The 18,198-nt window shown below is 63.5% G+C and carries 17 protein-coding genes and 3 tRNA genes; 10 read left to right on the forward strand and 10 right to left on the reverse strand.

Annotated elements, in window-relative coordinates; translation table 11 throughout:
- Positions 1–17: 17 nt before the first annotated feature.
- Positions 18–962, forward strand: a complete 945-nt coding sequence (locus Q0O95_RS03770; protein ID WP_293695440.1) for a YafY family protein — start codon at positions 18–20, stop codon at positions 960–962.
- 13 nt (positions 963–975) lie between these two features.
- Here Q0O95_RS03770 and Q0O95_RS03775 read toward each other — a convergent pair whose 3' ends face one another.
- Positions 976–1,365 carry a VOC family protein gene (locus Q0O95_RS03775; protein ID WP_293695443.1) on the reverse strand — a complete coding sequence of 130 codons (390 nt, stop codon included), beginning with the start codon at positions 1,363–1,365 and terminating at the stop codon, positions 976–978.
- Positions 1,366–1,485: 120 nt separating this feature from the next.
- Between Q0O95_RS03775 and Q0O95_RS03780 the strand changes: the two genes are divergently transcribed.
- The 3 genes from Q0O95_RS03780 to Q0O95_RS03790 are packed head-to-tail and all read left to right on the forward strand — an operon-like array spanning position 1,486 to position 3,796.
- Entirely contained in the window at positions 1,486–2,091 is a 606-nt protein-coding gene (locus tag Q0O95_RS03780; RefSeq protein ID WP_293695444.1) for a 1-acyl-sn-glycerol-3-phosphate acyltransferase, read from the forward strand.
- A gap of 55 nt (positions 2,092–2,146) precedes the next feature.
- Positions 2,147–2,590: a pyridoxamine 5'-phosphate oxidase family protein gene (locus tag Q0O95_RS03785; protein ID WP_293695446.1), complete on the forward strand. Its 444-nt coding sequence runs from the start codon at positions 2,147–2,149 to the stop codon at positions 2,588–2,590.
- A gap of 15 nt (positions 2,591–2,605) precedes the next feature.
- Entirely contained in the window at positions 2,606–3,796 is a 1,191-nt protein-coding gene (locus Q0O95_RS03790) for a pyridoxal phosphate-dependent aminotransferase (protein WP_293695448.1), read from the forward strand.
- A 199-nt stretch (positions 3,797–3,995) separates the two neighbouring features.
- Here Q0O95_RS03790 and Q0O95_RS03795 read toward each other — a convergent pair whose 3' ends face one another.
- Positions 3,996–5,222, reverse strand: coding sequence for a YibE/F family protein (locus Q0O95_RS03795; protein WP_293695450.1), 1,227 nt, complete (start codon positions 5,220–5,222; stop codon positions 3,996–3,998).
- A 55-nt stretch (positions 5,223–5,277) separates the two neighbouring features.
- Positions 5,278–7,089 carry an ABC transporter ATP-binding protein gene (locus Q0O95_RS03800; RefSeq protein ID WP_293695453.1) on the reverse strand — a complete coding sequence of 604 codons (1,812 nt, stop codon included), beginning with the start codon at positions 7,087–7,089 and terminating at the stop codon, positions 5,278–5,280.
- Positions 7,090–7,158: 69 nt separating this feature from the next.
- Here Q0O95_RS03800 and Q0O95_RS03805 point away from each other — a divergent pair, with 69 nt between their 5' ends.
- Positions 7,159–7,734 carry a TetR/AcrR family transcriptional regulator gene (locus Q0O95_RS03805; protein WP_293695456.1) on the forward strand — a complete coding sequence of 192 codons (576 nt, stop codon included), beginning with the start codon at positions 7,159–7,161 and terminating at the stop codon, positions 7,732–7,734.
- Positions 7,735–7,752: 18 nt separating this feature from the next.
- Here the strand turns inward: Q0O95_RS03805 and Q0O95_RS03810 are convergent, their stop codons facing one another.
- Both Q0O95_RS03810 and cls read right to left on the reverse strand, forming a co-directional pair.
- A complete protein-coding gene (locus Q0O95_RS03810) occupies positions 7,753–7,923 on the reverse strand; it encodes a hypothetical protein (RefSeq protein ID WP_293695458.1) in 171 nt (56 codons plus the stop codon).
- A 29-nt stretch (positions 7,924–7,952) separates the two neighbouring features.
- On the reverse strand, positions 7,953–9,455 hold the full coding sequence (cls, locus tag Q0O95_RS03815) for a cardiolipin synthase (protein ID WP_293695459.1): 1,503 nt from the start codon (positions 9,453–9,455) through the stop codon (positions 7,953–7,955).
- Positions 9,456–9,830: 375 nt separating this feature from the next.
- On the opposite strand from cls, the gene Q0O95_RS03820 reads away from it, so the two are divergent.
- The 3 genes from Q0O95_RS03820 to Q0O95_RS03830 all read left to right on the forward strand — a co-directional run bounded on the left by Q0O95_RS03820 (position 9,831) and on the right by Q0O95_RS03830 (position 13,131).
- Positions 9,831–11,711, forward strand: a complete 1,881-nt coding sequence (locus Q0O95_RS03820) for a BCCT family transporter (protein ID WP_293695461.1) — start codon at positions 9,831–9,833, stop codon at positions 11,709–11,711.
- 510 nt (positions 11,712–12,221) lie between these two features.
- A complete protein-coding gene (locus Q0O95_RS03825; RefSeq protein WP_293695463.1) occupies positions 12,222–12,899 on the forward strand; it encodes a hypothetical protein in 678 nt (225 codons plus the stop codon).
- The gene (locus tag Q0O95_RS03830) at positions 12,889–13,131 is read left to right on the forward strand and encodes a helix-turn-helix transcriptional regulator (RefSeq protein ID WP_293695466.1); all 243 of its coding nucleotides are present in this window, start codon (positions 12,889–12,891) and stop codon (positions 13,129–13,131) included. The genes Q0O95_RS03825 and Q0O95_RS03830 overlap by 11 nt, the downstream gene beginning before the upstream one ends.
- Before the next feature lie 201 nt (positions 13,132–13,332).
- On the opposite strand, the gene Q0O95_RS03835 is transcribed toward Q0O95_RS03830, so the two are convergent.
- From Q0O95_RS03835 to Q0O95_RS03850, 4 genes are all read right to left on the reverse strand, one after another.
- The gene (locus Q0O95_RS03835; protein WP_293695469.1) at positions 13,333–13,920 is read right to left on the reverse strand and encodes a hypothetical protein; all 588 of its coding nucleotides are present in this window, start codon (positions 13,918–13,920) and stop codon (positions 13,333–13,335) included.
- Between the two features lie 351 nt (positions 13,921–14,271).
- Positions 14,272–14,344 (reverse strand) — tRNA-Phe (locus Q0O95_RS03840).
- 59 nt (positions 14,345–14,403) lie between these two features.
- Positions 14,404–14,477: transfer RNA gene (locus Q0O95_RS03845), tRNA-Asp, on the reverse strand.
- Between the two features lie 26 nt (positions 14,478–14,503).
- Positions 14,504–14,576: transfer RNA gene (locus Q0O95_RS03850), tRNA-Glu, on the reverse strand.
- A 379-nt stretch (positions 14,577–14,955) separates the two neighbouring features.
- Here Q0O95_RS03850 and Q0O95_RS03855 point away from each other — a divergent pair.
- On the forward strand, positions 14,956–16,296 hold the full coding sequence (locus Q0O95_RS03855; protein WP_293695471.1) for a M23 family metallopeptidase: 1,341 nt from the start codon (positions 14,956–14,958) through the stop codon (positions 16,294–16,296).
- Between the two features lie 110 nt (positions 16,297–16,406).
- On the opposite strand, the gene Q0O95_RS03860 is transcribed toward Q0O95_RS03855, so the two are convergent.
- Positions 16,407–17,402, reverse strand: coding sequence for a YafY family protein (locus Q0O95_RS03860; RefSeq protein WP_293695473.1), 996 nt, complete (start codon positions 17,400–17,402; stop codon positions 16,407–16,409).
- Positions 17,403–17,463: 61 nt separating this feature from the next.
- Between Q0O95_RS03860 and Q0O95_RS03865 the strand changes: the two genes are divergently transcribed.
- Positions 17,464–18,198, forward strand: a 735-nt coding sequence (locus Q0O95_RS03865) for an ATP-binding cassette domain-containing protein (protein ID WP_293695475.1), incomplete at its 3' end; no start/stop codon positions are given.

Consider the following 18,198-nt stretch of genomic DNA (forward strand, 5'->3'; position numbering starts at 1 on the left):
TCTGAGATGCTTGAAGTATGCGCGCCGACCGAATGATCTCCGCACTACTGCTGATGCAGGCCCGTGGGCGAGTCACGGCGAAAGAGCTCGCGGCCGAGCTCGAGATCTCGGTTGCGACCGCCAGGCGCGATCTCGAGGCGCTGTCGATGGCGGGCATCCCCGTGTATCCGCAGCAGGGCAGGGGAGGGGGATGGTCGCTGATCGGCGGAGCGCGAACAGATCTCAGCGGCCTCACAGCGCAGGAGTCGCAGGCGCTCTTCGCGATGCTCGGAGCCGCGGAGGGCGCGTCGTCGGAGATCTCGTCTGCCGTGCGGAAGCTCCTCCGAGCGCTGCCCGGCCCGTTTCGCGACGACGCAGCGGCAGCGGCCGCGGCCGTGCGTGTCGAACGCGCAGGCTGGGGTGAGTCGTCGGCGGAGGAGCCGCCGCACGTGCAGACGATGCGGCAGGCCATTGTCGATCGCGTCAACGTGGGCATGGCGTACACCGACAGCGCCGGACGACGCAGCGAAAGAACGATCAGCCCGCTCGGGCTCGTCAACAAGGGCGATAGGTGGTATCTCGTCGGCGTTCGCCCAGGGGAAGAACCCCGCACCTTCCGCATGGATCGTGTCGCCTCCGTGACCGTGACCGATGAGCCCGCCGAATGGCCGACGGATTTCGATCTGGATGCGCACTGGCGGCGGTTCGCCGAGCGCATAGAGGCGCGGCGCTCACTCGTGCGTGCAACCGTACGTCTGCCGTCTCGGTATCTGTGGGTCTTGCGCGATCACTTCGGTGCGTATCTTGAAGTTCGCGAAGAGTACGGCGATGTCGTCGAGATCTCGGTCGCCGCCCACACGGCTCGCTCGATCGCCGAGCAGCTCGCGGGTTGGGGTGCCACGATCGACGTGCTCGAGCCCGCTGAGGTCCGCGCCGAGCTTGCGCAGATCGGCACGGAGCTTGCGGAGGCCTACCGCGGGTGAAGAACTGCGCAGCTCACTCCTCGCACAGGCAGAACGGATGACCCTCCGGGTCGAGGAAGACGACGAATTTGCCGTCTTCGCTCGGCTGGTGGGCGTGGCGCACGGCTCCCGCGGCTTCTGCGGCAGCCGTTGATGCCGCGATCGAGTCGACGTAGAAATCGAGGTGAGCCTGCTGCGGGATGGGCCCGTCCGGCCACGTCGGCGGGCGATAGTTCTCGATCTGCTGGCAGCCGAGCTTGACCGAGGCTGCGCTGCCCTCTGGCGGCAGGACATCCACCCAGTCGCCGTACTCGGGGCGATCGTCCACGCGCCAACCGAGAAGCTCCGCGTAGAACTCCGCGAGCCCCCTCGCGTCTGCGCAGTCGAGGGCGAACACGTACTTCTTCGGTCGTATCGAAGCCATGCCGTGCATTGTAGGTGCTGAGACGCGTGTTCGTCGAGAGGCGGTTCCGGCGAGCTCTGCCGAGGCTATGGATGTCACCGGCAGCTCCGCGGTCTACACCCTGCGCAGTATGCTTTCGGCATGGCACTCGAAACGCTCCGTCGCGGCGTTGCCCGCGTATTCTGGCGATGCTCGAAATGGAATCTTGCCCGCGAGCAGGACCGCTACGACGGTCCGCGCATCATGATCGGCGCTCCGCACACATCCAATTTCGACTTCGTGCTGATGCTCGCTATCGCCTGGGAAGGGCGATACAGCATTCATTGGCTGGGCAAGCGGCAGCTGTTCAAAGGGTGGCGAGGGCCCGTCATGCGTTCGCTCGGCGGCATCACGGTCGACCGTGACAACCCCGGCCGAGTGGTAGACGAGATTGTCGAGCTCGCGAAGGGCGATGAACGATTCTTGCTGGTTGTGACGCCGGAGGGGACGCGCAAGGGCAAGGGGTGGCGCAGCGGGTTCTACCGGATCGCCACGGGCGCCGGGCTCCCCGTCTCCCTCGGATTCGCCGACGGCTCGACGAAGACGGCCGGTATCGGGCCGACGTTCAAGCTGAGCGGTGACGTCGCGGCAGACATGGACCGGATTCGCGAGTTCTACCGTGACAAGACCGGCGTACGCGCCGAGTACCGCACAGAGCCCCGATTGCGTGACGAGTCGTCTCTGCACCTGGGTTCTCCCAGCCAGTAGCCGCTGCTCTCCCTCGCACCTGGCGGGTCGGTGCACTGTAGTGAGAGCATGGGGCATGGATCACACCCCAGTGCACGAAATATCCGAGGAGGACTGCCTCAAACTTCTCGGCCTGTTCGATATGGGGCGGCTGGTGTTCAGCGTTGGCGATTCGGCGGAGATCTTCCCCATCAACTACCACCTGGTGGATCGATCGATCACGTTCCGCACGGCGCCGGGTACGAAGCTCGCAGGCGCGCTTGTAGCACGAGAAGTCCTGTTCGAAATCGATCAGGTCGGCGAGCACGAAGCCTGGAGCGTTATCGCGCGCGGTAGGGCTCGACGTCTCGAAACGACCGCGGAGATCGACGCCGCAGAGGCCCTACCGCTGCAGCCGCTCATCCCCACCGTGAAACGCGAATTCGTGAGCATCGACATCGGCGCAGTGACCGGCCGACGGTTCCACAGGAGCGCTGAGCCCGATCGCGACTTCGACGCCGTACTCGATAACCCGGACTGATCAGGAAGACGTCGCATGAACGTATCCTCCGGGTTCCCCGCACACCGGTTCGGCGTCTCGCCGATGGCGCTGACGTATCCGGCCTCCGACATCCGCAAGATGTTCACCCTCGCCCAGAACCGGCCGGAGGTCGTGAAACTCACGGTCGGCGAACCGGACTTCCCGACACCCGATCACGTGAAGGAGGCGGGTATCGCGGCGATCCGCGACGGTGACACCGGCTACGTCGCCAATGCCGGGATTCCGGAACTGCGGGATGCGCTGGCCGCCAAGTACGCTGCCCGCTGGTCGCGTGAGCTGACAGCCGAAAACGTCGTCGTGACCGTTGGCGCGATGGAAGCTCTGACACTCGCCCTCGACAGCGTGGTGAGCCCCGGCAAAGACGTGCTGGTGCCCGACCCCGCCTTCCCGAACTATCGCGGTCAACTGCACCGCCTCGGAGCACGCGCGGTCACGGTGCCGGTGCGCGAAGAAGAGTCGTTCAAGCTGCGCGCTCGCGATGTCGAGGCAGCGTTGACCCCGCGGACGACCGCCATCATCCTCAACAGCCCTTCGAATCCGCTGGGCTCCATTATGGATGCTGACGATGTCGCCGAGATCGCACGCCTTGCCGACCTGCACGGCTTCGTCGTGATCTCCGACGAAGTGTACGACGAATTGGTGTTCGACGGCGCACGCAATACATCGATCGCCGAAGCCGTCCCGGGGTTCGAGCGCTTCATGGTCGTGAACAGCTTCTCGAAGACCTACGCGATGACGGGCTGGCGGTGCGGTTTCGTGATCGGGCCCGCGGACCTCGTGGCGCCCATCCCGCTCATCCAGGAGGGCGTTGCCTCATGCCTGCCCGGCTTCGTGCAGCGTGCCGCCCTGGCCGCGGTCACCGGCCCGCAAGACGTGACGAGGCAGATGCTCGGTGCCTATCAGCAGCGTCGAGATCGCATCGTTTCGCTGTTGAACGACATCGAGGGCATGCGCGCGCTGCGACCGGAGGGCGCGTTCTACGCGTGGGCGAACGTGCGCGACCTGGGGCTTACCTCGTGGGATCTCGCCGCCCGACTGCTGGAGGAGAAGAACGTCGCCGTGATCCCCGGCTCAGCTTTCGGGCCGGGAGGAGAAGGGTATCTGCGGCTGTCGTTCGCGTCGTCGCTCGAGTCGATAGAGGCGGCGTGCGCCGGCATCGCGGAGTATGCGCGGTGGCGCTCCTGAGAAACAGCCATTTCTGGCTGTTTCGCGCCCCCAGCGCCGAGGCCGTCTCGGCCGAGGGTGCGCGATTGGACCGCTGAGCCCATGCACGGGCGCGAAGTAGTGGTCGCGCTCGTGAAATAGTCGAAAGAATGCCTTTCGGGAGCCTCCCAAAGGGCATTCTCTCGACTATTCCGTGCCTGTCGGAGCCGGCACAGCGGGCTCAAGCCTCGGCAGTGTCCTCCTCAAGCTCGTCTTCGAACCCGTCGTCGGCGTCATCTGCGTTTTCGACCTCGATCGGATCCCCGCACAGCCATGCCGTTATGGCTGTCGTGAGCGGGATGGTCAGCACGAGCCCTATGGACACTACGAGAATCGGCACGATCTGCGCGGCGAACTCCTCGAACGTGAACAGCTCGAGCATGGTCAGATCGAAGGTGGCTCCGAGCATGATCATGACCATGGATGCGCCGACGTACGCGAACGCCACCGTGTAGACCGTCGATGCGATGTGGTCGCGGCCGATGCGCATGGCCATCGCGAAGATCGATCGACGCGAACGGTTCGGTGCGCTCGATCGCAGCTCGATCACGGTCGCCGACTGGGTGATCGTGACGTCGTTCAAGACACCGACGCCCGTGAGCACCATGGCCGAGAGCAGGATGCCCTTCGGATCGATGGTGCCCTCGGTCGAATAGAACAGTCTTCGCATATCTTCGTGCGCGAGCGGCGTGAGGTTGGTTGCCGGGATCGCCCACCACGCGAGTGCTGCGACGGATGCGATCCCCAGGAACGTGCCCAGCAGCGCCGTGACGGTCTTCACCGAGATGCCGTGCGCCAGGAACATCACGATCATCATCACGACGCTCGCCGTGACGAGCGCGACCATGAGCGCATTCGCACCCGTCATCAGAGCAGGCAGCAGGAAGAACCAGACCATGGCCATGGCGCCGATCAGCCCGACCAGCGCGGCGAATCCCTTCCAGCGCGCAACGGCGACGATCGCGATCACGAACAGCCCGAACAGCACCAGCATGGGCCATTCGCGGTGATGATCCATGTAGGAGTAGACGGTTTCGGGGCCGGACGGCGTCTCCTGCAGGGAGGTCAGATTCACGACTCTGATCCTGTCGCCGATTGAGAAGTCCTCCGCGGGGACATCCGGGTTCGCATGCACGAGAATCGTGTTCTCGCTGCCGTCCGGCTGCATCGTCACCATACCGCCGGCCTCACCCGGGTGCGTATCGACGATTTCACCCGAGATGGTTGATCCCTCGTGAGCGAACAGCGGCTGCTTCTCAGGCAGATCGGCCTGGTTCGGCCACAACGCGATGAGACCGATCAGAGTGATGAGCCCCAGGGCGCCCATGATCGCCGACAAAGACACGACTACGCGGCGACTCGTGCGCAGTTTGGGAACCCCCTCGGTCGGGGCGACGTGCTGATGCATGCGGTCACAGTAACAGCGCTGCTGTGCGCGCAGCAGTTGCCATACGGCGGGGGAGTTAGGTGCGTGCCTCCGCCGGTGACTCGTGCTTGGCGCCGGTATCGATGCGCAGTGCCGCGACGAGCTCGCGGTAGAGATCGTTCGTCGCCAGCAGCTGTTCGTGTGTTCCTCGCGCCGCGATCGAGCCGTCGTTCATCACTACGATCTCGTCGGCGTCGATCACGGTGGACAGGCGGTGCGCGATCGTGAGGACGAGCGCGTCGCGTGATCGGTCGGAGATCTCCTGCTGGATCGCCGCTTCCGTGACACCGTCCACCTGTGCCGTCGCTTCGTCCAGCAGCAGGATGCTCGGCTCCGCCAGCAGCGCGCGGGCCAGCGCGATGCGCTGTCGTTGGCCGCCCGAGACGTTCGTCTCCGTCAGCATCGTGTCGAGCCCGTCCGGAAGCTCATCGAACTTCTCGGCCAGGTGCAGGCGCTGCAGTACGCCCGCAACCTGCTCCTCACTCGCATCGGGATTGGCGAAGAGCAGATTCTCGCGAATGGTGCCGGGAACAACCGGTGTCTCCTGCTCGACGTAGGCGAAGTTCGCGCGAGTCTGCGCGTGCGTGAGTTGTTCGTACGGGATGCCGTCCAGCCGGACTTCTCCCGCGCGCGGTTCGACGAAGCGCAACATGAGCGAGAGCAGCGTCGTCTTACCTGCGCCGGACGGTCCGACGAGCGCGATGTGTCCGCGGTGCGGCAGATGCAGGTCGACTCCGGTCACCGCCGGAGCAGCGTCCTCCTCGTAGCGAACCGAAACGTCGCGGAGCTCGAGCAGCGTTTCAGTTGCTGCGTTGCCCCCGATCGCCTGGGGACCCTCCGGCTCCTTGCTGGACGTGCTTGCGGCATCCGGCTGCGCTTCCAGCGGGATCTGCTCGACCTGCCGGATGCGAGCCGCAGCCGCGAGACCGGACTGCAGGGTCGTGAGGTTCTGCGCGAGCTCCATGATCGGGCCGGTGAGCCCCCAGACGTACAGCAGGAACGCGACAAGCGCCGAGACCGTGAGGTAGCCCTCGGAGACGCGGTAGGCGCCGATCGCGAGCACGGCGATGATCGCGAGTTCTATGCCCGTCCCTGCGATCGTCCAGACGCCCGCACCTATGCGTACCGACCGCATGCTGTGCCTCCTGGATTCCGAGGCGTGGTGCAGGAGGCGGGCAGTGCGTCGCTTTTCGGCGCCGGACGACTTCACGGTCTTGATCGCGCGGACCGTGCCTTCGAGCTCCGATCCGAGATCCCCGAGAGCGGCTTGCGCGCGCTCTTCGGCCTTCGCGATGGCGGGCATCAACACGACGAAACTGAGCACGACGACGGCGACCGCGATAATCGCAGTGATGAGCAGCACGCCGTCGAGCGTTGCCATCAGCGCGATCGAACCGGCGATCATGATGCCGCCGTTGATGAGTCCGATCAGGCTGGACGATGCCGCCTGATTCAGCAGCACGGTATCGGAAGTCACCCTGGTGACCAGCTCACCGGGGCTGCGCTTCAGCAGTTCGAGTACGCGTGAACCGAGGTAGCGCAGAATCATGCGCCGGCGTGCATCGAATACGACGTCCTCGGCGAGCTTGCCGAGCAGCACCCACTGGAACCAGCCGACCGTTGCGCCGACGACGAGCAGGACGATCAGTACGAGCACGGGCTGCAGGAGCGAGCCGCCGACTTCGAGGGTGTCGAGCACCCACTTCGTGACCATGGGGCTCGCAAGGCCCATCGCGGAGACGATGAGTGCAAGGAACAGGCCGAGTACGAGCACCGGCAGGTAGGGGCGTACGAACGACCAGAGGACGCTGAAGGGCGTCGGCTGAGTTTCGGTTGCTGAGTCAGGCATGCATCAAATAAAACATAAATGTCTTATTTCAGTCAAGCGTGTTTCGCAATAATCGGTTAATGTAGTGCCATGGCCGAGCGACCGAAAGTGCGTGAACGCACACGCCTTGCCATTCTGCACGCCGGTATCGACGTGCTCTCGAACGATCCGTCCGCCCCCCTCGGCGAGGTCGCAGCGCGAGCCGACGTCGCCCGCAGCACGTTGCACCGCTACTTCCCCGACCGCCGATCGTTGGCTGTCGCTATCGGAACTTACGTCAATGAGCAGTACGACGAAGTCGTCGACCGCGGTCTGCAGGGCGGTGGCACGGGGCTCGAGCAGTTCAGACGCCTGTACGTCGAGCTGACCGAGCGCCTTGATCTGCTGACTTGGTGGATGAACCCGGGCTCGGCAGCGCTCTGCGAAGGTTCGGAAGCCGAAGTCGAGGATGAGCCGGATACCCGCATCGTCGATCTCGTCGCGCGCGGCCATGAGGACGGCAGTATTGATCCGCTGGTGAGCGCGGACTGGACCGAGAATCTGTTGTGGTCGACGCTCTATGCGATTCGGATGACGCCGCTCAGCGGTGCGGAAGGTTTCGACCTCCGCAATCAGGCGGTGCGCACACTGATGAAGGCGCTGGCCGCCGACCCGATTTCGGTCTGACTTGATGTTCGCAGCGGGTCAGGGCCGGAACAGCTCGATCCCATCCGCCGCAAAGTAGTTCTGATAATCGGCGCCCACGCGTACGAGGTACAGATTGCGGGGCTCGTCGAGGTAAACGACCGTGCCAACGCTGCCGATCCGTGCGCCCTCTTTGATCTGCACGGTGTCGCCGATCTTGAACTCGTCCATGCGACAACGGTACCGGTTGCTGCCGAACGCTATTGCAGTGCGGAAGTCAAACGTAAAACCGACTCGGAGTAGCGTCGGCCAAGCGGGCGTTTGGGCCACTGCTCGGGGTCGAGCTCCGTGCTCAGGCGTCGGTATTCGGCGATGACGCCGTTAATCTGCTCGACGATGTCGCCACCGGTTGCCAGCAGGCTGATCTCGTAGTTGAGCCCGAACGATCGCATGTCCATGTTCGACGAACCCAATACCGCGCAGGTGTTGTCGATGAGGAAGCACTTCGTGTGCAGCACTTGCGGTGCCGGGTACATGAAGATCCTCACGCCGGCGTCGAGCAGTGCTTGATAGTACGACGACTGCGCCCTGTCCACCATGAACTGATCGGCCTGCTCGCTCACGTAGAGTTCGACACTGACGCCGCGCATCCCCGCGGTCGTGATTGCCGCGAGCAGCGACTCGTCGGGCACGAAGTACGGGCTGACGATCGCGATGCGTTCGCGCGCCATGTACATGAGCGAGTTGAACGCACGCAGCGTGGGTTCGGTGCGGAAGCCCGGGCCGGACGGGATGAGCTGCACAGCGTTGACTGCGCCGCCAACGTCTCGCTCCGGGCCGTGCGCGCTGGGCAACAGGTGCTCGTCTTCGTGCTGAGTGCCGGGGCGGTAGGCGTGTATGTCGACCACCTCGCCGGTCTCGCTGTACCAGTCAACGGCAAAGATCGCCTCGAGCGAGGACACGATCTCGCCCGTGAGCTCCACCATGATGTCGTTCCAATGCCGGCCGAGCTTACGGTTCTTCTCCGAACCGTAAGTCGATTCGATGAGGTTCGCCGAGCCCATTATCGCGATCCGGCCGTCGACGACGAGAAGCTTGCGATGATTGCGCAGATCCGGGCGCTTCCACGAGCCACTGAACGGGCGGAACGGCAGCATGAGTCGCCAATCGATGCCGGCATCCGTCAGCCAGCGCTGCAGTTGCTTGAAGCCCGGATACTTGCGCGACCCGATGTGATCGAACAGCAGTCGGACCTTGACGCCCCTTTGCGTGGCTGCCTCGAGTGACAGGAAGAACGCATCCGTCGTCGAGTCGCGCGCGGCGATGTAGAACTCGACATTCACGGTCTCTTCGGCCGAATCGACGATGCGCGTCATGCGCTTGAAACACTCGTCGTACTCCATCTCGACGCCGAGGTTGGTGCCCGTCACCATCGGCAGCGACGTCAAGGACCTGGAGAGTTCGACAACGCCGCGGAGGTCCTCGGCCACATCGGCAGAGGGAGGGACGGTAGGCAAGGTTTCCGTGCCGATCTCGAGCAGCTCATTGGCTCGGGCCTGGATGTTCTGCCGTCGCTTGTTGATGTACGGGCTGCCGATGAGGAGGAAGAGCGGCACGCCGACCAAGGGAATGAACAGGATCAATAGGAGCCAGGCCGTCGACGATGACGGCTTGCGGTTCTCCGGGACCACGCCGATCGCAACGATCTTGATGATCAGATCAAACGCGATGTAGAGCCCCATGGCGAGGTTTCCCAGCGTCATGGTCGAAGCGCTTCGTCGTGGGCGGGATGCGCGCGGTACGCTGCGGAGCCCACTCCTGGGTACAGATGGCGATGGCCTGCCGTGGTCACTCTGTGAGCGTACCGCGGCGAGCTGTCGAATCGGCACGGAAGACCGACTTCCTGTCGTTCGCGCACGAGAGGCCGACCGATTGTCAGTCTTTCGCGATTTCAGCGTGGCATTTCGAGTCTGTGACGGGAGGCCCGCGCACTCGCCCTCAGTCACACCTCCCGACCCCCGCGGGTAACGTGAAGCTCGCCCCGCTGCAACGGATTCCCGAGCGACAGGCTTGCGAGTTCGCTTGAAAATCGGAATGGTAGGTGGGTACAACAATCAGCAGCAGAACGGTAAACAACTATGAGTGAACCGAATACCCCCTCTGTAGACGGAGAGGGGAACGATCCCGCGGCGCCTGAGCGCGCCCGCACAGAAGTGATCCCATCCGAGCCAGGGCTCCCCGATACCGTGCATCTGCCGCAAGACGTGCAGATTGCCGATGACGACACCGATGACGACATCACGCGGAAGCTCCGCAGTCACGGTGTGAGGATGGGCAGGGGCATGATCGCGCCCGCCGTCTTCTGGCCATCGCTCATCGTGATCGCGCTCGTGTGTGCGCTTGCCATCGCGCTGCCAGGCATTGTGGGCGGAGCGTTCGAGACGATGCAGGACTGGATCGTCGCGAACCTCGGCTGGTACTACATGCTCTCAGTGGCTGCCTTCATCGCCATCGCCGTGTTCATCGGGTTCTCCCGACTCGGTCGAATCAAGCTCGGCCGCGACAACGACAAGCCCGAGTTCAATATGCTGTCGTGGTTCGCCATGCTGTTCGCAGCGGGTATGGGTATCGGGCTCGTCTTCTACGGCGTTGGCGAGCCTCTCACGTACGCAACGGTTTCCCCGAAGCCCGGATGGGACGGAACGGAAGCTGAACTCGCCGGTCTTGCGATGGCGCAGACCTTCGTCCACTGGGGTCTGCACCCCTGGGCGATTTACGCGGTCATCGGCCTCGCGATCGCCTACGCCATCCATCGCCGCGGACGACCGGTCTCGATCCGCTGGGCGCTCGAACCGATCTTCGGCGAGCGCGTCAAGGGTTGGACGGGTGACCTTATCGACATCCTCGCGATCTTCGGAACCGTGTTCGGTGTGGCTACGTCGCTCGGGCTCGGTGTCCAGCAGATCTCGGCGGGGATGGCCGCGATCGGCATCGTCGATCAGGTGAACAACACGATCCTCGTCGTGCTCATCATCGTGATCACCCTGATCGCCATGGTGTCGGTTATCAGCGGCATCGGGGCCGGCATGAAATGGCTCTCGAACATCAACCTCTCGCTTGCGGGCATCCTGCTCATCAGCGTGCTGTTGCTCGGCCCCACGCTGTTCCTCCTGCAGAACCTGACCGAGTCCGTCGGGCTGTACTTCGCGAACTTCATGAACATGACGTTCGACGTTGGGGCGTTCCAACGTGGTGAAGCAACCAGCTGGTTCGCCGGATGGACCATCTTCTATTGGGGCTGGTGGATCTCCTGGTCGCCCTTCGTCGGCATCTTCATCGCGCGCATCTCCCGCGGCCGCACCATCCGTCAGTTCGTCGCCGGTGTTCTGCTGGTGCCGACGATCGTCGGCTTCATCTGGTTCTCGGTCATGGGAGGCTCGGGCCTCTTCCGACAACTATTCGGAGCCGGGGATCTCGTGCAAGATGGTGAAGTCGATGTCGAGAGTGCGCTCTTCCAAGTGCTCGGTGATCTGCCTTTCGGGATGATCTTCTCGATTCTGGGCATCATTCTGGTTGCGATCTTCTTCATCACCTCGTCTGACTCCGGGTCGCTGGTCGTCGACATGCTTGCCTCAGGTGGTCACCCGAACCCGCCCGCCTGGTCGCGCGTGCTCTGGGCGGTGCTTGAAGGTGTTGTCGCCATTGCGCTGCTGCTCGCCGGTGGGCTGCAATCGCTGCAGGCGGCTGCGCTAGCGACGGCGCTACCGTTCAGCATCGTGTTGCTGCTGATGGGATGGGCGACGATCAGAGCGCTGCAGGTCGACCACAAGGTGCTCGACCGAGCGCAGCGGATGGAGCAGGTGGATCGCCTCACGGCACATGTTTCCAACGAGCTCGCCGGCCACATCCCGGAGAACCCGGAAGTGTCGTCATGGGTCGATGAACGGGTCGATGATCGCATCGACTACCGGCTCTCTCGGACTCGTGGTCTGTTCAAGCGCAAGCCGGAAGACAGGTAAGCGCAGAAGAGATCTCTGAGGATAAGCGAGGCGCCTGCCGGGAAGTGCTCTCGGCAGGCGCCTCGTTCGTTTCCCGGACGGCCCGGCTAGGTTGGGATGCACGCTGCGGGATGCGCTCGGTGCGCAACTTCTGTCGGAATTCTTCGATAATTCCGACCCGAACCCCGCACTGAGTTCTCGCGTCGCGATCACATCGTTACGCCTTCTGGCGATTCAGATGACAAGCCGCCCTTCGGCTGGCTCTCCAAGGGTGGTTTCTCAACTATTCTCGGCGCATTTCACGCACGGGTCGGTGGCACTTGGGAAAGAGATCACGCCCCGTGAGGTCGGATTTCGGCTGGCCATACGGTTTCGGCGAGAGCGTCGGTGTGGGCCGAGGTCCCCGCACACTGGTTTCTGTCGAACACTCATCGTGCAGCGGTGACGCATCGAGTGCATAAGAGTGGACACCGTCAGCCGACAGTTATATATTGATTATCGATAATATCGTTTTTCGATAATCGAGGGTTTATGAGTACGGACACCGTGGAATCTGAATCGCCGGTGCGGCCAAAGCGTGCCCGGTACCGGGTGATCAACAGCATCGTTGTAGGCGTCGCCTCGTTAGCAGCCCTCTTCACGCTGCTGCAGGTGGCGACCACCGTGACGGGGCGTGCGTTGTTGACGTTCGGGGGAGCGGACGGTCGTCTGCCCTTGGTGCAGCTCCCGCAGCTGATGCAGGCTGACCATGCCGAAGGGGGGTCGGGGACGCTTGCCGACCTGGACTTGTCGATGAGAGTCCTGGGAGCCTCGCCGATGTTCGTGCAGGCAGTGGTCTTTGTCGTGGCCACGATCGGATTGGTGCGTATTGTCTCGGGCATCTCGCGGGCGCAGCCGTTCAGTGATGGCGTGCAATCCAATTGGAAACTGCTCACGACGGCACTCTTGGGTGGTGGCCTGCTGCAGGCGGCGCTCGAGACGGCGGCGTGGATGTACTTCTCCAGCAGGATCGGCTTGTTGTTCGGTGCCGGTTTGGGAATCACACGTGAAGAACAGGAAGCCTTCCTAGGCGGCGACTACTCTGCGATAGCTGTCGCGTTGCCGAACTGGCCATTGACGATCATCGTCGCGGGGCTCGTGACGCTAGCCCTCACGGCGGCATTCCGCATCGGGGCACGATTGGAACGCGAGGCCGACGGTGTCGTCTGAGACTGGCCCGGACGGCCTGCCGGAACATCGCATTACCGTGCATCTCGACCGAATACTCGAACGACGCGGCATGACGCTCACCGAACTCTCACAGCGTACGGGCCTGACCATGGCGAACCTGTCGATTCTGAAGAATGGCAAGGCGAAAGCAATCCGCTTCACGACACTCACGCTCATCTGCGATGCCCTCGAATGTTCGCCGCAAGACCTCATCAATATCGCTCCTGCCTAAGCGGGGCGCGATCGCAGCATGGCCACTTGGCGTCACCAGGGGTCATGAGAGATCAAATGAAGAAACCTCTCGATGCAAAGGCTCCGGGGTTCCAATGACTACTATCGCCCACGGTCAGAAGCGGTTTTCATTACTCGCTCTTGCCATTCGCTGCCGCTGAATGTGGAGGATAGGTAGGAGGATTCAGGACAATACCAAGTCTTACCTTGACGCGGAGAACACTCCAAGGGCTTCGGCGTAGAGCGCAGGGTCCTCCCGTGTTCCATCAGTCACGAGGAGGCCCGAGGTGCCGACGACGCGGGTGTGTTCCGCTCTGCAGGGAATCGTCACCACGCGTTCGAGCCCGGCTCTCCACGCGGGCACAAGGGCGTCGAGGGAGAGTCGCTCGGGAGACTCGGCGGCCGTATGCCGGGGCGGCCATATCTTCTCGAACTGTCGCTGGCTCCACTCCGAGAAGCCCGCCTCGAGGGCTTGCCCACCGAAGCGCCCGCGCCACGTAGGTCCCGTGAGCCGGGCGAGCAGCTCCGCGTGTTCCGAGGAACCTGCAGCGCTCGCCTGGAGGCTGTCCATCGCCGAGGCGTCGAGCGGCTGTGCCGCGACGGCCAGGGCGCCCTCCCACAGCGTTGACCAGGCTTCACTCCATTCAGCCACATCGGATGGTGTGTTTGCGCCCTCCGGGCCATCGATCAAGGGGCCGGGCTCGTCGCCGATCGGTTCGAGGCTCCAAGTCTCCCGCACCCAGAGCAGCTCGAGGAGTGCCTGTGAGTGGTCCTCGATGCTGATGGTCATGTCGTGTGGCCAGGGATCGCCTTCTATCGGAACGATTGAACGCACAGCGACCTCCCGAATCCGCGCGTTGACTTCATCTGTCGTGCAGTATCGCATGTAATCGGGGCGTCCGACGGGGTAGTCACGAAATGCGGCTCGGATGAGCTGGAGTGAACCGTAGGGTCAACATTTCGTGACGTTCGACCGGTAAGTCAACATTTCGTGACGTTAGAACAGGCGGCGTGTTGGTATGAAGAAACCCCGCGATGTAGAAGCTACGCGGGGTTCCAGTATCCGGGTGCGAGCACCCGTCTACTGACTCAATCGGCAAGACTGAAAGAGCAAGCTCTTTCGTCTGGCCTCAATCGTCAGTGGCTCCGACCGGCATCGATCCGGTGACCTTTCGATTTTCAGTCGAACGCTCTACCAACTGAGCTACAGAGCCTTACGGCGACATTGTACTGTCTGGGCAAAGGCCCTCTCCGAAGAGAGGGCCTTCACTTGCGACCCTGACGGGACTTGAACCCGCGACCTCCGCCGTGACAGGGCGGCACGCTAACCAACTGCGCCACAGGGCCTTGTGTATTGAATTGTAACGCCTACGTGACCCCAACGGGATTCGAACCCGTGTTACCGCCGTGAAAGGGCGACGTCCTAGGCCACTAGACGATGGGGCCATGCGCATAAACGCACAACTACCAAGGAACGAGAATAGAGCATCTGGGAGCTCGATTGCAAATCCTTGAAAATGTCAGCGTTGACGCACTTCCGAACTGTACCGTATTCGCAAGCCTCACGCCCAACCCGAGACGACCTGAAGTTGGCCCCGAAAGTCTTCTGACGAGCAGGAATGAGGCGCGTCGCGCCTTGAGGAACCGCACGTGGGCGCGTCGTATGATCCCGCATCCGGCCCGTCGTGCTGCGGATGTCGCTGCAATCTACGCATAGCGCACGCTCCGAATCGCAACCATCCTTTCAAGTTGCACTTGAACTTGATACGCTGGGCCAGCCCCTAGGCCCAAGCTACGGGTCCCCTACGTTAGGAACGTTTCAATCATGGCAAGTCGCAACGGCACAGCAGCCAGGCGCGCTCCGCGGTTCGCGGTAGCTGTTGCAGCGGCAGCCATCGTTGGCCTCTTCGGGTCTACTGCGGTGCCTGCTTCTGTTCAAGCGCAAGAGACAGACGAGTACGGCTACCCGACCTGGGCCGAGGTCGAGCGCGCACGGGAGAGCGAGAGTTCGAAGGAACAGCAGATCGTCGAAATCCGGCAGCTCATCAGCAACCTCGAAGATGAGGTAGCGGAGGCCGAGCGCATCGCCGAACAGCGGATGGCGGAGGCTCAAGAGGCCGAGCAGTTGTACATGGATGCGATGGCGAACGCAGACCTGCTGCAGAACCAGGCCGACGAAGCCCAGGAGCGTGCGGACGAGTCGCACGCCGCGGCATCGACGTTCGCGGGAGCCCTGGCTCGCTCCGGCGGCTCGGGCAACATGAGCATCGAACTGTTCTCGAACCCCGGTGAAGCAGACGACGTCCTGTATCGACTCGGTCTTATGGACAGTGTCACCGGTCGCCAATCCACGCTCTACGAGCAGGCGCAGCAGGATGCCAACACGGCACAGTCGCTGTCCGAGCAGGCGGAGATCGCTCGAGACGAGCGCGACCGCCTGAACCAAGAGGCTCAGGAGGCGATGGAGCTCGCCATTCAGGCGCAGGCCGCCGCCGAGGATGCTCTGCAGGAGGAGATCGATCACCGCGGAACCCTCGAGGCGCAGCTCGAAGTGCTTACCGAGGACCGCGCGGCGACGGAAGAGGATTACCGAGCCGGGCAGGAATACCGCGAGGAACTCGAACGCCAGCGACTCGAAGAGGAGCGCAAGCGTCAAGAGCAGGCTGAGCGCGAACGCCAGCAGAACGAGCAGAACAACAACGGCAATAACAACCCCGGCACCGGAACCAACAACCCGACGAACCCACCACCGGTCAGTGGAGGGTGGGCTCGGCCCAATAACGGCGGTGTTACCTCGAACTATGGCTACCGGCTCGACCCGCTGGGCCAGTTGGGTTGGAAGCTGCACGCCGGTACGGACTTCGCTGCCGGATGCGGTGCCCCGATTTTCGCTGCCGGCAACGGCACGGTCGCAGCCAAGGGGTACGACGTCTACGGCGCGAACTTCGTGTTCATCGATCACGGTAACGGTGTGCAGAGCCGGTACTACCACATGATGGCCCCTGCCAGTGTGAACGTGGGGCAGTCCGTGAGCGCGGGACAGGTGATCGCCTACGAGGGCGATACCGGCTGGGCGACCGGCTGCCACCTGCACTTCGAAGTGCGGGTCTACGGCGCGCCGACCGATCCGCTACCGTTCTTGAGACAGCGCGGCGTCTCGATCTAACCGATCCGCGTAGAAGAAGGGGAGAGCATCTACTCTCCCCTTCTTCCGTGTACCGGGCACTTGCAGGATGCGCTCGTTCGCGGCACGAGGCAACAGCCGAGAGCAGCCGCTCACGGTGTTGCGTCGGAGGCAGCAGGGGGAGGCGCGTCCAGCGCACGCAGCATCCGTGCGAGCGCCTCGCGCAGCTCGGCGCGCGCGGGTTCGGGGAAGTCGGTTGTGTATTCGACGCCTTCCGGCACGTAGAGCATTCCGTACATGGCCTCTCGCCAGTCGCCACCGCCGATCGGCCAGCGGGTGCGGCGCTCGTCCTCCTCTGTCGCGCCCTGTGACCACTGGCCGAAGAATCGCCGCATCTCATCGAAAGGCATGTCCATGACGATGTCCGCTTCCACTTTGTGGGGCGTCCATGAGCTGGCGATGAGGGCGAACACCTCGACCTGTTCGGGAGTGAGGGAACGGGGCGGAAACAGTGCGTGCGTATGCTCGAGCTCTGCAATGCGGTCGACACGGAAGGTGCGCCAGTCCTCGCGCTCGAGGTCCCAGCAGATCAGGTACCAGTGCCGGTCGGCCGGAGCGAGCGCTTCCGGCTCCACGCGCCGACGCGTGACGACGCCATCCCCGGAGGTGTAGGTGAACCGCAACCGCTCGTGATCGCGGCAGGCGAGCGCGATCTCACCCAGGATCTCCGACGAGACGGGAGCGCCCGAGGAGATGCCTGCGGGCTGTACCGTGTCTGCGAGTGCGTTGACGCGTCGCCGCAGCGGTGCGGGCAGCACCTGTTCGAGCTTTGCCAGCGCCGTGATGGTCGTCTCCGCCCCGGAAACGAGCCGCCGGGATGCCGCGACACGGAGCCCGATCGCCATCGCGACGGCCTCCTCGTCGGTGAGCAGCAGCGGGGGTATCGCGCTGCCCGCTTCCAGTCGGTAGCCGCCTGCGGCGCCGGGCGACGATTCGACGCGGTAGCCGAGCTCGCGAAGCCGCTCGACATCGCGACGTAGCGTGCGCTGCGTCACGCCCAGTCGTTCAGCCAGTTCGGAGCCCGGCCAGTGCCGGTGAGTCTGCAGCAGGTTGAGGAGAGCGAGTGCGCGAGAGGTTGTGTCCGACATGTTTCCAGCCTGTCGATTAATGAGGACTAGATCTGTCCGCATTGTTTTCTAGCTTCAGGGTATGGCAAACGAACCGATCATCCAAGCGCAAGGACTCACCAAGCGTTTCACCGTCAGCAAGAAGACCGTCGAGGCGGTCACCGACCTCACCTTTTCCGTCGCCCGCGGCGAACTCGTCGCCTTCCTGGGGCCGAACGGGGCCGGGAAATCCACAAGTCTCAGGATGCTGACCACGCTCCTGCCTCCCACTGCGGGAGGGGCAAGCGTCGTCGGCCGGGACATCCTTCGGGATCCGTCGGGCGTGCGTGCCCGAATCGGCTACGTCGGGCAGCTCACCAGCGGAAGTTTCGCTCAGCGGGTTCGCGACGAACTGATCAGTCAGGGAGCGTTCTACGGCCTCACGAAAGCCGCTTCGCGGTCTCGTGCCGATGAACTCATCGACTCGCTGGATCTGAGCGGCTTCGCGACACGCTCCGTCCAACAGCTCAGCGGTGGCCAGAAGCGGCGGCTCGACATCGCGCTCGGGCTCATGCACGCCCCTCCGCTCATCTTCCTGGACGAACCATCGACGGGGCTCGATCCGCAGAGCCGCGCGAATCTGTGGGAGCACATCCGCGACCTGCGCAAACAGCATGGAACAACCGTCTTCCTGACGACGCACTACCTCGAGGAAGCCGACCGCTACGCGGAACGCGTCATGGTCATGGATCGCGGGCGCGTCATCGCCGACGACACGGCAGCGCGGCTGAAGGCTGAGCTGGCGGGGGACGTCGTCACGCTGCGCTTCGATTCGGAA

Source organism: uncultured Agrococcus sp., assembly GCF_945915485.1.
In the GTDB taxonomy this organism is placed as follows: Bacteria; Actinomycetota; Actinomycetes; order Actinomycetales; family Microbacteriaceae; genus Agrococcus.